At 56.4% G+C, this 13,003-nt stretch carries 12 protein-coding genes and 2 pseudogenes; 4 read left to right on the top strand and 10 right to left on the bottom strand.

Features of this window, described 5'->3' with window-relative positions:
- Positions 1-20: 20 nt before the first annotated feature.
- The 9 genes from B5495_RS03620 to B5495_RS03660 all read right to left on the bottom strand — a co-directional run bounded on the left by B5495_RS03620 (position 21) and on the right by B5495_RS03660 (position 7,876).
- On the bottom strand, positions 21-1,991 hold the full coding sequence (locus B5495_RS03620) for a heavy metal translocating P-type ATPase (protein ID WP_079551407.1): 1,971 nt from the start codon (positions 1,989-1,991) through the stop codon (positions 21-23).
- 62 nt (positions 1,992-2,053) lie between these two features.
- Complete coding sequence (locus tag B5495_RS03625; RefSeq protein ID WP_079551409.1) at positions 2,054-2,269, bottom strand: heavy-metal-associated domain-containing protein; 216 nt, start codon at positions 2,267-2,269, stop codon at positions 2,054-2,056.
- Positions 2,270-2,361: 92 nt separating this feature from the next.
- Positions 2,362-2,748: a Crp/Fnr family transcriptional regulator gene (locus B5495_RS03630; protein WP_079551411.1), complete on the bottom strand. Its 387-nt coding sequence runs from the start codon at positions 2,746-2,748 to the stop codon at positions 2,362-2,364.
- A 27-nt stretch (positions 2,749-2,775) separates the two neighbouring features.
- The gene (locus B5495_RS03635) at positions 2,776-3,120 is read right to left on the bottom strand and encodes a cyclic nucleotide-binding domain-containing protein (protein WP_172824519.1); all 345 of its coding nucleotides are present in this window, start codon (positions 3,118-3,120) and stop codon (positions 2,776-2,778) included.
- 193 nt (positions 3,121-3,313) lie between these two features.
- Entirely contained in the window at positions 3,314-4,003 is a 690-nt protein-coding gene (locus tag B5495_RS03640; RefSeq protein ID WP_079551415.1) for a VIT1/CCC1 transporter family protein, read from the bottom strand.
- Between the two features lie 59 nt (positions 4,004-4,062).
- Positions 4,063-4,401, bottom strand: coding sequence for a BON domain-containing protein (locus B5495_RS14730; protein ID WP_172824520.1), 339 nt, complete (start codon positions 4,399-4,401; stop codon positions 4,063-4,065).
- A gap of 134 nt (positions 4,402-4,535) precedes the next feature.
- Positions 4,536-5,822 carry a ferredoxin reductase family protein gene (locus B5495_RS03650; protein ID WP_079551417.1) on the bottom strand — a complete coding sequence of 429 codons (1,287 nt, stop codon included), beginning with the start codon at positions 5,820-5,822 and terminating at the stop codon, positions 4,536-4,538.
- 70 nt (positions 5,823-5,892) lie between these two features.
- Positions 5,893-7,221 (bottom strand): ATP-binding protein, encoded by a 1,329-nt coding sequence (locus B5495_RS03655; protein WP_079551419.1) that lies wholly within the window; start codon positions 7,219-7,221, stop codon positions 5,893-5,895.
- Positions 7,211-7,876: a response regulator gene (locus B5495_RS03660; protein WP_079551421.1), complete on the bottom strand. Its 666-nt coding sequence runs from the start codon at positions 7,874-7,876 to the stop codon at positions 7,211-7,213. The genes B5495_RS03655 and B5495_RS03660 overlap by 11 nt, the downstream gene beginning before the upstream one ends.
- Positions 7,877-8,105: 229 nt before the next feature.
- On the opposite strand from B5495_RS03660, the gene B5495_RS03665 reads away from it, so the two are divergent.
- The 4 genes and pseudogenes from B5495_RS03665 to B5495_RS14890 form a co-directional block, all read left to right on the top strand.
- Complete coding sequence (locus tag B5495_RS03665; protein ID WP_079551423.1) at positions 8,106-8,513, top strand: PepSY domain-containing protein; 408 nt, start codon at positions 8,106-8,108, stop codon at positions 8,511-8,513.
- A 17-nt stretch (positions 8,514-8,530) separates the two neighbouring features.
- A complete protein-coding gene (locus tag B5495_RS03670; RefSeq protein WP_079551425.1) occupies positions 8,531-9,004 on the top strand; it encodes a DUF2271 domain-containing protein in 474 nt (157 codons plus the stop codon).
- An 18-nt stretch (positions 9,005-9,022) separates the two neighbouring features.
- Entirely contained in the window at positions 9,023-11,248 is a 2,226-nt protein-coding gene (locus tag B5495_RS03675) for a PepSY domain-containing protein (protein ID WP_079551427.1), read from the top strand.
- A gap of 310 nt (positions 11,249-11,558) precedes the next feature.
- A pseudogene (locus tag B5495_RS14890) lies at positions 11,559-11,822 on the top strand (permease); the annotation flags it as partial.
- 50 nt (positions 11,823-11,872) lie between these two features.
- Here the strand turns inward: B5495_RS14890 and arsB are convergent.
- Positions 11,873-12,913, bottom strand: a pseudogene (gene arsB / locus B5495_RS03685) (ACR3 family arsenite efflux transporter); the annotation flags it as partial.
- Between the last annotated feature and the right edge of the window lie 90 nt (positions 12,914-13,003).

Below are 13,003 nucleotides of genomic sequence, written 5' to 3' on the forward strand. Positions count from 1 at the left end.
CCTCCCCGGCGCTTATGCCGCTAAACAGCCCGTGCTGGCTGCTGAGCAGCAGGCGGAGCCTTCTGCACGCCCGCTGGGCGAGCACGTAGCAACCGCATGCCATTGACCACAACCACTAGCACTGAGATCTGGTGGATGAACATGCCACCGGCCATGTGCACCTCGTTGGCGAACACCCCGGCGAGGAGACCGGTAACCGTTAGCAGCGCAATCACTACGTTCTGGCGAATGTTGTTCAGAGTCGCCCGGGCAAGCCCAATTGCTTCGGGAATCTTGCCGAGATCGTCCGCCATCAGCGCGATATCGGCGCTCTCGATTGCCACGTCGGTTCCGGCGGCCCCCATGGCGATGCCGATATCCGCTGCGGCCAAGGCTGGGGCATCGTTGATGCCATCGCCAACCATCGCCGTGGGCCCGCTCTCTCGCTGAATCTTTTTGATAGCTTCGAGTTTCTGCTCAGGCAAGAGCCCAGCGTGCACCTCATCAATTCCCAGTTCGCGGGCAACCCGCCATGCGCTGGCGGCATGGTCGCCGGTGAGCATTACCAAGCGCTTCACCCCAGTCTTACGAAGAGCCTGCAAGGCCGCAACAGCGTCGGGGCGAACGCGATCGGCGAACCCGAGCAGCCCAATCACAACACCGTCGACGGCGATCGCTGCGGCGGTCTCACCCCGTGAATGAAGATCCTCCAGCGCCGTAATCGCTGCCGCAGGCCACTCTTCAACCCGGGTTTCAATCCAATCGGGGCGACCGATCTCGACTTTCCGATCCTGCCAGCCGGCACTGATGCCGCCGCCCGGTGCTGTATCGAAGCTATCCGCCCGGGGGCCAACATAGCTCTCTGGCAAGGCGCGCTCGACCGCCCGACCTAAGGGGTGTTCCGAGCCACTCTCCGCCAGCGCGGCCCAGCGCAGCAAACGAGTGCCGGTCGAACCTTCATCCGTTATTGTCGGCAGTGCTGGAATGCCAGACAGCGGCGTGATCGTCATCACTTCAGGGCGCCCTTCCGTGAGGGTGCCGGTCTTATCGAAAGCAACAGCTTTGATACGACCTGCTGTCTCCAAGTATTCACCACCTTTGATCAAAATCCCGTCGCGAGCCGCCCGGCCGATGCCAGCGATTATCGAGATGGGTGTGGAGATAACCAACGCACCCGGGCAACCGATTACCAGCAGCGTTAGCGCTAGGGCGACGTCCTTCGATATCACATAGGCGCCGATCGCCAGAACGATGATCATCGGCGTGTACCAGCTAGCAAAGCGCTCGATCATTCTCTGGGTCGGGGCCTTGGCCTCTTGGGCCTCCTCAACACGCTGGATGATTCGCGCTAGGGTGGTATCGGCACCTACGCCCTCAGCGTGGATCTCAAGGTAACCGTTATGGCTTACCGTGCCCGCAAACACCTTGTCGCCCACCTGCTTCTCGGCAGGAATTGGCTCGCCGGTAATTGCGCTCTCGTCGATCGCGGAACGACCGCTGAGGATTGCACCATCAACGCCGATACGCCCACCTGGGCGAACCACCACCGTTTCCCCGGGAATTACCTCGTGGGGCGCTACATTAATCTCGCTACCCTCGCGGAACACCGTAACCTCGGTCGGCGCCAGCGCCAGCATATCCTTCAGCGCGGAGCGGGTGCGGGCCAGAGTACGCGCCTCTAGGTAGCCGCCCAGCACAAACAAAAATGTGACTGCGGCAGATTCCCAGTATTCGCCGATGAATATGGCGCCAACGGCGGCAATCGTAACCAGCAATTCAATGCTGATCGCCTTTGCACGCAACGCGGCGAACGCCCGCAGTGCGATATCCGTACCGGCCACGGCCGCAGCGGTAAGCCAAAGCGCATCGGTAAGCCAGGAAGGGCCACCGAGAAAGTAGCTGGCGACGCCACCGAGGCTCGCCAAACCCGCCACAAGGGCTACTGTGCCGCGCCGGTGCGCTGGTGAGCGCAACTGGCGAGCCCAGTGGGACAATGTATTGATAAATTTCATGATTGTTCACCTCATGGTGAAACTGCCGGGCAGGCTTGTGGCCCGCCCGAACGTTTGTGAACTCAGAATGCGCTGATGCGCGCCTCGTAGCCGACTTCACGCACGGCTGAAAGCAGCTGCTCAGCCTTGACTTGTTCGGCATCGTGCTCGACCTCGATGCGTCCGGTCGCGAAATGGACCTTGGCATTAGTCACACCCCCGAGTCGGCCCAGCGCTTTCTCGATCTTGGTAATGCAGGAAGGACAGTTCAGCTCATCGCTACGCAGTAGGGTCTTCATCTCTCATCTCCTGTCTGTGTTTGGGTCACGACCAGAATGAGTGATGTGCGTGGTGTGTTACATGAGCCGCAACAAGTAGCTCCACTGAATTGTCATAAAATGCGGGAAATGCACAGGCGGGCCAGGTTCGTGCGAATGCGAATGCGTATCCACTGTCGACCGGTTTCGATGTCACCGCTGCGCCGCAACCCGGAAATGACCCTACTCACGGTCTCTGCGGTGGTTGCTACCATGGCGGCGAGGTCCTGTTGCGACAGCGGCGACTGGATCAGAATGCCACCATCGTCAGCTTCCCCCAGCCGGTCAGCGAGACGCACCAGCACCCGTGCGACCCGTGCCTCCACAGGCAAAGTGCTGATCGCGCAGATCGTTGCTTGAGCCGCTTCGAGATCACGGGCCACAGCATCAAGGACGTTCAATGCCACTTCGGAATGAGTGCGCAGCAAATATCGGAAGTCGGCGGTCGTGATCGCCAGCACGCAACAGGGTGTCTGCGCGAATGCGCTCTAGGGGTAGCAGCGCTGACCGAGCATGGTCAGGCCACCGAATAAGTCGCTCTGCCCCAACAGGTCGAGCAGCACCTCCTCCCCAGAGGCGCTGTACTGAAGCAGCTTGACTCTGCCGGGGGCGACCAGAAATAGCGCTTCGGCCGGCTCGCCCTCATGGTAGATCGCCCCACCGGCCGGGTAGTTGAAGGCACGAAAGTGGTAGTTCACAGCGTCGAGCGCCGGTGCCGCTAACCCTTTGAAATAGGGAACGTCACTTAGGATCCGAGCGCGCAGTTCGGTCGAGCAGTGGCCAAGCTCAACGCGCTCATCACTTAGCGGTGTCGTGCGCTTTCGCTTAATCATTGCTTCTCCGTTACGCAGGCCCGATCGTTGAGATGAGCCAACCATAACCCTTTCATCGATGACGGACTTAATCATCAACGGTAATCCCCCGATAGTCCACCGGATGCCACAAAAGGTGTTGTTCGGGATTAGTTGACCGCTACACAATTGTTAGCTGAGCCTAATGGCATGAGCATGATAAGCAAACACCACATTATGCAACCACGCCAAATATTCGACCTACTCCGGCCGTAAGTGCCATCGCGAGCGCACCCCAAAATGTGACTCTGATTGCGCCGATAGCAATTGAAGCACCACCTGCACTCGCAGCAATCCCGCCCAGAAGAGCGAGAAACACCAGTGAGGACACCGCAACAACAGAAATAAGTTGGCTACCGGGTACAAACCACGCTGCCACCAGCGGAAGTGCTGCACCAACTGTAAAAGTGACTGCCGAAGAGAACGCCGCTTGAACGGGCTGGGCGCTAACACTTTCCGAGATTCCTATTTCATCCCTGGCGTGTGCACCAAGTGCATCGTGAGCCATTAGCTGCTCAGCAACTTGCTTCGCCAGAGCCGACTCAAGCCCTCTGCCTTCGTATATTAAAGCGAGCTCCTCTTTTTCAGACTCAAAATCTTGTTCTAATGACCGTTTTTCAATGGCTAGATCCGCCTTTTCAGTATCAGACTGAGAGCTGACGGACACGTACTCACCCGCAGCCATAGACATAGCGCCTGCCACTAAACCGGCAAGCCCTGCCAGAAGAATGCCTTCTTGAGCACTGCTGGCAGCTGCTACACCAATAATAAGACTTGCCGTAGAAACTATTCCGTCGTTCGCACCGAGTACTGCGGCACGTAACCAACCTACGCGATGTGACCGATGGACTTCACTATGACTCATATGCTTGCCCAATCATTCGAGTTATTAACGAGGTTGTAGAAAAACCCTTCACAGCACGCTCACTTCTTGATGGTCAACTCATTGTAGATCGTGTGGAAGCCGTCCGCCCCCTGAGTGAGCTTTATGGCGATATCGATTTGGCTCTGTGTGTCGACGACGCCAACGAGACGCACATCACCTTTCAGCGTGGTCACGGCGATATCAAAGCCATTCAGCGCGGTGTCCCCCAGCAAAGCATTCTTGACGTTTTTTGTCACGTCGGCATCAGCTACGTTGACGGCGTTCGAGGTGGTCCGCTGTATACCTTCGAAATTTTCGGGGGGCTTGTTGCAAGCCGTCAACAACGCAAGGCTGACCAAGGCGATGCTCAAGAATTGTGTTCCACGATATTTGCTCATTGTAGTCTACTCATTGCTGGCAGGGTTTCCGCCAATTTTTAATCTATCAGACTGCGCCAGCATGCGGCGTCGGTCTGGGCGTTGCCAAACAACAGCGGCCCGTCAGTGACCGAGGCTGAAAGGCGAGCCCTATTTCAGCGAAACTCAAGAAATTCCTGATGAAAGCGTAATGACACGGACTGTTGCTTCAGTCCGCTTCGCAGGGCTTTTGCCAGGCCTTGTGGCCCACAAAACCAGATATCAACTTTGCGATTTTGAATTCGCAGTTGGTTCGCGGTCAATCGCTGCCCCTGCTTGCTGTCGTGGATGTGCAGTGCTATGTCCGGAAGTTGCTGCGTCAGTTGTCGCACACGAGTCACCATTGGATCATTCGCCGCGCCGGCGGTGCAGTAATGAAGTGTGACTGCAGGACGTTCTTTCTCGGTATTGATCAGGCGGTTCTCCAGTTCTGCCAGAAACGGCGTGATGCCGATGCCGCCGGCCACCCAGATCTGCTGGGCGCTTTTCCTGCCGCTGTCGAGATTAAAACGCCCATAGGGACCTTCGAGCGTAACCGCCTGGCCACTGCGTAGCTGCTTCGGGATCTTGCGGGTGTAATCTCCTAACGCCTTGATCTGAAAACTCAGCTGCCCGCTGGCATTGTTAGCACAGGACAGACTGAAAGGGTGTGCGCCTTCGATTCGGTCGAAGGTCACCAGGGCGAATTGTCCGGCTCTATGCCCTGGCCAGCGGTTGCCCATGTCGCAGACGACTTCGGTGATGTTGACTGACGTCTGCTTGACGGCCTGAACCAGCCCCTTGTAGCGGCGACTCCTTCCGATTTGTCCCGTCAATGATTGCAGGCTCGCGATGGCACCACCCACCATTAACAATGCCATCAGCCAGCCGATGGGTTGTTGCCACCACTTCAGCGGAGCCAACAATACAGCATGGGCGGCCAGCGCCAAATAAATCAATGGCATCGCCCGGTGCAGGTAGCGCCAGTAACCGTAGGGCACCCAGCGAATCAGGGTAATGACAACCAGAAACACTAGCAGATACAGGCCGGGTTCGCCCAAGTCTTCAGCGCCGTCCTGAAGGCTGTCCAGCAAGCCCGAAAAATTTGCTTCCTTTAGGCTGCGATCCGTTCCAAACCGGGCTTCGAGGGCGTCGTCCGCCATTTCGATCAGCCAGTGTGCCAGGGCAAAAATGACGGCCAGAATGCCGGTCCATTTATGCAGCTGATACATTCTGTCCAGACCACCTAACGGAGATTCAAACCATCCAGGTCGGGTAGCCAGCAACATAGTGATGGACATGAAATTGATGGCAAGGTATCCATTGAGTGTCAGGAAGTGCTCATAACTGAGCCCAGGATTCCAGAAACTCAACTGAACAGCTAAAAGCAGAAAAAGGGTGACACTGGTACGTAGGTTGGGCACAAACAAACTCCGGCTGGGTTTGTTTGAATTCTGCAGGGTTAACCTGACACCAACCTTAAACGTCCGGGTTTTATTCGACCACGGCAATATTGAGTTCGGCTTCAAAACCGTCGCTCTGGCCTGAGGCTGGCGATCGGAGGTTCAGGGTAATGCCCGCACCACTGGCGATGGCGTCCACAATCGCAAGCCCGATGCCGGAGCCCACTGTTTTTGTATCGGAGCGGACAAAACGGTTTCGCAACAAGGCGAGTTTCTCTGGTGGTACGAGCTCACCGCGATTAACCACCCGCAGGATGCCCTCGCCTGTAAGGCTAACATTCACAGGCTCATTGTCCGTGCCGTGCCTGAGGGCATTCTCGATCAGATTCCGAACCAGAATGGCGAAGGCATCCAGGTCCAGTAATGACGTAACGTCACCATCAGGCAGGTTGAGCAGGAGTCGACCGGGCGCCTGGTGATCATAATCGCTGGCCACCATCCGCAGTATGGGCACCAGGTTGTTAGCCTGCTCCGACAAGGCGCTGCCCCCTTCAGCCTTCGCCAATTCAAGCAGCTTCTCTGACAGTCGTGACAGGGTGCGAAGCGACTCTTCAATCTCGCTGGCTCGTACTTTAACGCCTGTATCCTGCGTTTCTGTTTTTAACCGCTGTAGCTTGGCTAGCGCCGTTGCCAGCGGGGTTCGCAATTCATGGGCGCTGTTGGCGGTAAAACTGCGCTCTGCTTCAAGGGCGCGGCGCAAACGTTCAAGCAACCGGTTCACCGAGATCATGATGGGTTCAAACTCTTCCGGTAAACGCTCGACCGCGACGGGAGAAAGATCGCCCCCACCGCGGACTTCTATGGACTGCTGCAATTGCACAACACGGCGAAGCGAACGTTTTATCACCCACCACACCCCGACCAGGCTGATGGGAATCAGAAATATAAGTGGCAACAGCAATGCAAGGCTCGTATCCAGAACGGCTTCGCGCCTGTGGTCCAAAGGTTCGGCAACCTCAATGTACAGGGTTCCGCTGATGGCTGACTCCCCGTATATTCGGTGAGTTAGCGTGTCAGAGAAGCCCTCTCGCGGTTTGGTGCCAAAAATGTCGGGGTCTGCGTCGTGGGATTGCAGCAGCAGTTTGCCCAACTTATCACGAACCAGATAGGTGAGATACTCGTTGTGTTCTTTCAGGGCCAATGCCCGCTCCAGGCTTGGGTCCCCTTCCCGGTTCAGTATGTCGGTCACCGCCAATGGCAGGATACGCTGCGCTGTTTCCTCCAATGCACTGTCGAACACCTCGTTCATTTCGTGCCGGGCCACCACGCCTGACGCGATAACACCCAGCAACCAGAGCAAGGTCACGCCAAGGGTAAGCCAGGTGCCAAGGGTTCTGTGTAAGCTGGATTTAGTGCTCATTCGGTTCCAGCCTGTAGCCCATGCCTCTGACGGTCACTATGGCATCGTGCCCCAGTTTTTTGCGCATACGGCTGATGTAAACCTCTATGGTGTTGCTCTCAATTTCGGCGCCGAACTGGTAAAGCCGGTCTTCAAGCTGAGCCCGCGATAGCAGTATTCCCGGGCGTTGCAGAAAACCCTCAAACAGCGCCCATTCACGGGCAGTAAGCTCCACCGGCTGGCCGTTGCGGCTGATGCGATGGTCACCCAGATCCACTTCAAGATCGCCAACACGCACCAGAGGATTCGGGTTGCCGCGATAACGGCGTGCCACGGCGGCCACCCGGGCAGAGAGTTCTGATAAATCAAAAGGCTTTACCAGATAATCGTCGGCACCGGCATTCAGCCCTGCAATGCGGTCTGACACCTGGTCTCTGGCGGTCAGAATAATCACGGGGGTTGTGTCACCGGTTGCCCTCAGTTTTTTCAAAAAATCAAAACCGTGACCGTCTGGCAGCATCAGGTCGAGCAAAATCAGATTATAAGGCGTGGTTTTCACACTCGTATCAGCGAAAGCGAGGCTCTGAACCCAGTCCACGGCATGGCCATCTTCGCTGATCTGATCCCGCACGGCCTCACCCAACCCGGTTGTATCCTCAACCAACAGTACCCGCATATCTCACCCTTCCCGTGATCACCAACAGAACATACTACAGCCATTACCTGACAGCCGTCTGAAACCGCATTATTACTGCTCCGTTCCTCCACCAGCGCCTTCCCTTGCCTGTTGGGCATTTACTAAACAAAGCGTTTACCTGCAGCTCATTCAGGCCAGTGTCAGGTAGCAACCTTAAGATTGATTCAACGGACACAACGGACACAACGGATTCATCGGGAGACATTTCATGAATATAAAACCCATTGTTATTACCTTTTCGCTGCTGCTTATGAGCGGCAGCGCAATGGCTGACGACGATTGCGATGACCCGGTTGCCGGATGGCAGCCACGGGAGAACCTGCGACAGAAGCTTGAGGCGGAAGGTTGGAAGGTGTTCCGCATTAAGGTAGATGACGGCTGTTACGAGGTTAAAGGAAGGGATCCGGAGGGTTATCGGGTGGAGGCCGAGTACTCACCAGCGACCTTTGAGCTGAGGGAAATGGAGCGCGAAGATGACGATGACGATGACGATGACGACGACGATCACGATGATGACCGTCATGGCAAGTCACGAAACTACAACGCATCGACCAATGAAGACCCGGTTTCGCCTAAGGGAATCGTCAAAGGTCGCCCCACCGTGACTGTTGAGTAATTAAAGGAGAGTAGATCATGAAAAAGATTCTGTTTGCGCTAGGCCTTGCGGCTGTGATGGCAGTACCGGCCTACGCACAGGCCAGGGAAGTCACTTTCAGCACACAGCTGAGTAATTACGGCGGTGACGGAGCTTATCTTGCGCTCTACCTCACCGATGCCGATGGCCAATATCAAGAGACCCTCTGGATATCCGGTGAGAAAAGCAAATATTACAAGCATCTACGTGACTGGGCCCGTGGCAGTGGTTTAAACCAGGCTGAATACGATGGCCTGACCGGCGCCAGTGTGTCCAGCGGGCGCACACTGAACGTGACCCTGGAACTTGATGACGCATTGATCGACTCCGGTTACCAGGTTCGTGTTGATACCGCCGTTGAAGATATGCGCGACAATCGCTCGGATGTGGTGGCCCCGCTAACCACGGAAGGCTCTGGAAAGTCGGTTGCTGGCCGTGGCTACGTCCAGTCTTTTGTTTATAACCTCAAGTAACTGACGGGAGCCAGCTTCATGCTACGCAAACTTCATGGTTGGCCCGGATTGGTCGCCGCACTGCTGCTTTTGGTGCTGGCGACCACGGGCGTTATTTTGTCCGTTGTACCCGCTATTGAACGGGCGGGCGCAACCATCCCGGCGACCGGCCAAATCAGTGTTGCTGACCTGGCTGAGCGTGTAGTGGCGCATTATCCGGGCACCGAGCAGATTGAACGCTCTCTGTCGGGCGAAGTTGTCGTCTATTACAGCCGTGACCGTCAGCCAGGTGCCGATCTGGTTAACCCGCTGACTGGTGAAGGTATTGCCCCCTATCAGCCTTCAGCCTTTTTGCGCTGGGTAAAAAACCTGCACCGCTCATTTCTATTGGATGATGCAGGCCGAATGCTTGCAGGCGGCTTGGCGGTAATGATGCTGCTGCTCTGCCTGTCTGGCATGTTTCTGCTGGCTCGACGGATGGGTGGCTGGAAGGCCATTTTAAAGCCCATTGCAGGTTCCGGTAGCTCGCGGATTCACGCCGAGCTGGCACGGTTTGCGGTGATTGGTTTGTTGCTGTCGGCACTGACCGGCAGCTACATGTCTGCGGTTCGGTTTGGCCTGCTGCCGGAGGCTGCTGCTGCGGAGCCATCCTTTCCGGCGGAGGTGTCAGGCGGCACGCCGGCACCGGTGAGCTCTCTGCTCGCGCTAAAAAACGTAGATGCTAACGAGCTACGTGAGTTGGTGTTTCCTTACCCGAATGATCCCAGCGACGTCTATTCCCTGAGCACGACCCAGGGTTCCGGGTTCGTTGATCAGGCAACCGGAGAACTACTGCAATACCAGCCTCGCTCTACGGGTAATCAGTTCCAGCACTGGATGATTCGCCTGCACACCGGTGAAGGCCTGTGGTGGCTGGGTTTGATTCTCGGGATGGCTGCGCTGACCGTTCCGGCACTGTCCTTCACCGGCATACAAGTCTGGTGGCAGCGACGTTCAACATCCGTGCGCCTGGGTGAAGGTGCCAGTATCGAAGTGGCGGATGTGGTTATTCTGGTGGGTTCAGAAGGCAACACCACCTGGGGTTTTGCCAGGGATCTTCAAAACAAACTCAATCAGGCCGGCAAAAAAGTACATTGTGCGCCGATGAATGACCTGGCAAAACGCTACCCGCAGGCCTCGGTGCTTTTTGTTCTGACATCAACCTACGGTGACGGTGACGCGCCCTCCTCCGCCAGTCAGTTCATGACTCGACTTGAACACTTTCAGGCGAATGACGGATTGGAGTTTGTGGTTCTGGGGTTTGGTGACCAACAGTTTCCAAAATTCTGTCAGTATGCGCTGGATGTAGACGCTGCCCTCAGTAGTAAAGGCCTGCAGCAAGTGAACCTTGTTACACGAATCGATCGCGGCTCCGCCATACAGTTTCGTGAATGGGGCGAGGCTATCGGCGAGCACATGGGCATCTCATTGGCGCTGACCCATAATCCCGCGCCAGCCGCCACTGCGGAATTCGAACTTGTTGAGCGCGTGGACTATGGCGTTGCGGTAAACGCGCCAACCAGCATATTGCGTTTCAGGCCGGTACAAGATCGCAGAAATTTATGGCAAGTGTTGTCTTTCAGAAGCCGGTCGAATCTGCCGAGTTTCGAAGCGGGTGACCTGTTTGGCGTTGCGCCACCCGGAGATAACACGGCCCGATTGTACTCGCTGGCGTCTTCGGCCTCGGATGGGCAGTTGGAAATCTGCGTCCGGAAACAGACCAATGGCCTGTGTTCAGGTTATCTGCACAGCCTCGAACCCGGAGATCGGATTTCCGGATTTATCCAGCAAAACCCGGGCTTTCGTCCGGCGGGCGGTGCAACGCCCATTATTCTCATTGGTGCCGGCGCGGGAATCGGCCCACTAGCCGGTTTTATCCGAAAGAACACGGATCGTAACCCCATGTACCTGTACTGGGGCGGGCGCAATCCGCAATCGGATTTTCTCTATCAACCGGAACTTGGCTGTTACCTGGATGACCACCGCCTTACCGGGTTGAATACAGCGTTTTCACGATCAGCAGAAAAAGCCTACGTTCAGGATGCCATCATTGCGGATGAAAGCGCGTTGCGGCAACTGATTGAAAAAGGCGCTCAGGTGCTGGTATGCGGGGGGCGGGATATGGCCTCCGGTGTAAGCCAGGTGTTTGACTCCATCCTCAAACCCTTGCACATGGATGTCGATGAGCTGAGAGCCGAAGGGCGCTATCTAGAAGATGTTTACTGACCGAGCATGACATGTCCCTTTCAAGGAGTGTTTGGATGACCACACGATTGCGCGAGTTCTATGCGCACTGATGGTCGGCGTGCTGGTATTCGCAAACTGGGCGGCAGCCGATAGCATAGTCTGGATGCAGATTTACTAGTGGAAATGGCAAATTACGGCACTGCTGTCCGCCGCTCTGGCGGGTTTGCTGATCTGGCGCTGGCACTGGCCGCCAACTCAACTGCTGATGCTGACAGCTGTCGTCGTGACTGCCGCCGTGATCGTGCCAAGCGCACCTGAATTGCCCTTTGCCATCGGCATTGCCGGTTTGATGATTATCGCGGCGTTGCGTGACCAAGATCGCGAGTGGACCCTACAAAGCTGGGATTTCGCAAAACAGATTCTACCGCTGCTTCTGGGCGGGGTATTCATTGCGGGCTTCGCGCTGGGTCGCCCCGGCCATGAAGGCATCATTCCTTCAGAATGGGTCGCAATGGCCGTGGGCGATAACACGCTGACCTCCACAGTCATCGCCTCTGTATTGGGCGCACTGATGTACTTTTCTACCCTGACCGAAGTGCCGATCGTTGAAGCGTTGATGGGATCCGGTATGGGCAAGGGGCCGGCACTGTCATTACCGAACATGCTGGTCATACGCACCAGGGCCAGCATAACCGGTACCTCCACGAGAACACCTACCACCGTCGCCAATGCTGCGCCGGACTGTAAGCCGAACAGGGCAATGGCGACCGCCACGGCCAATTCGAAGAAATTACTGGCGCCGATCATACCGGCAGGTGCCGCGATGCTATGGGGCACTTTCCAGGCCTTGGCCCAGCCGTAGGCGATGAAGAAAATCAGGAAGGTCTGGATAATCAGCGGTATTGCAATCAGTACGATATGCAATGGATTCGCAATAATCACGTCGCCCTGGAAGGCGAACAGCAACACCAGAGTGATGATCAAGCCGATCGGAGTGATGGGTGCCAGGCGTTTCATGAAGACGTTGTCGAACCACTCGATACCGCGCCGCTTGATAACAGCCTGACGCGTTAAATAGCCAGCGCCCAGTGGAATGACAATGTAAAGCACCACCGACAGGATGACCGTATCCCAGGGAACCTGAATGTTCGAGACGCCAAGCAGGAAAACCACGATGGGCGCGAAAGCGAACAACATGATCAGGTCGTTGAGCGCCACCTGCACCAAGGTGTAGGCAGCGTCACCTCGCGTGAGATAGCTCCACACGAAGACCATGGCAGTACAGGGCGCAGCACCCAGCAGGATAGCCCCGGCCAGGTATTCAGTGGCTCGTTCGGCAGGAATCAGGGGCGCGAACACCACGGTCAAAAAGAACCAGGCAATCGCAAACATGGTGAAGGGCTTGATCAGCCAGTTCACTGTCGTGGTGATAACCAACCCCTTAGGCTGACGCCGGACGCCGAGGACCGACGTGAAATCGATCTGTACCATCATGGGAAAAATCATCGCCCAGATCAGCACCGCTACCGGGATCGACACTTGCGCATACTCGAAGCGCGACAAGGCCTCGGGAATGACCGGAGCAAACTGCCCTATCAGCACACCCGCTACGATGGCCAGGGCTACCCAGAGCGAGAGAAAGCGCCCAAACAGGCCTATACCTTCAGACGTGCTGGGGGCCTGCGAGAACTTAGATTCGGTCATGCTGCATCTCCTTTTGTGAACAGCGGGCTACGCAACGTGCTTTCGATGACCGCACCGATGCGACCGGGCCAAGAGAAGGAATTCAAACGG

Source organism: Vreelandella subglaciescola (assembly GCF_900142895.1).
Lineage (GTDB): Bacteria > Pseudomonadota > Gammaproteobacteria > Pseudomonadales > Halomonadaceae > Vreelandella > Vreelandella subglaciescola.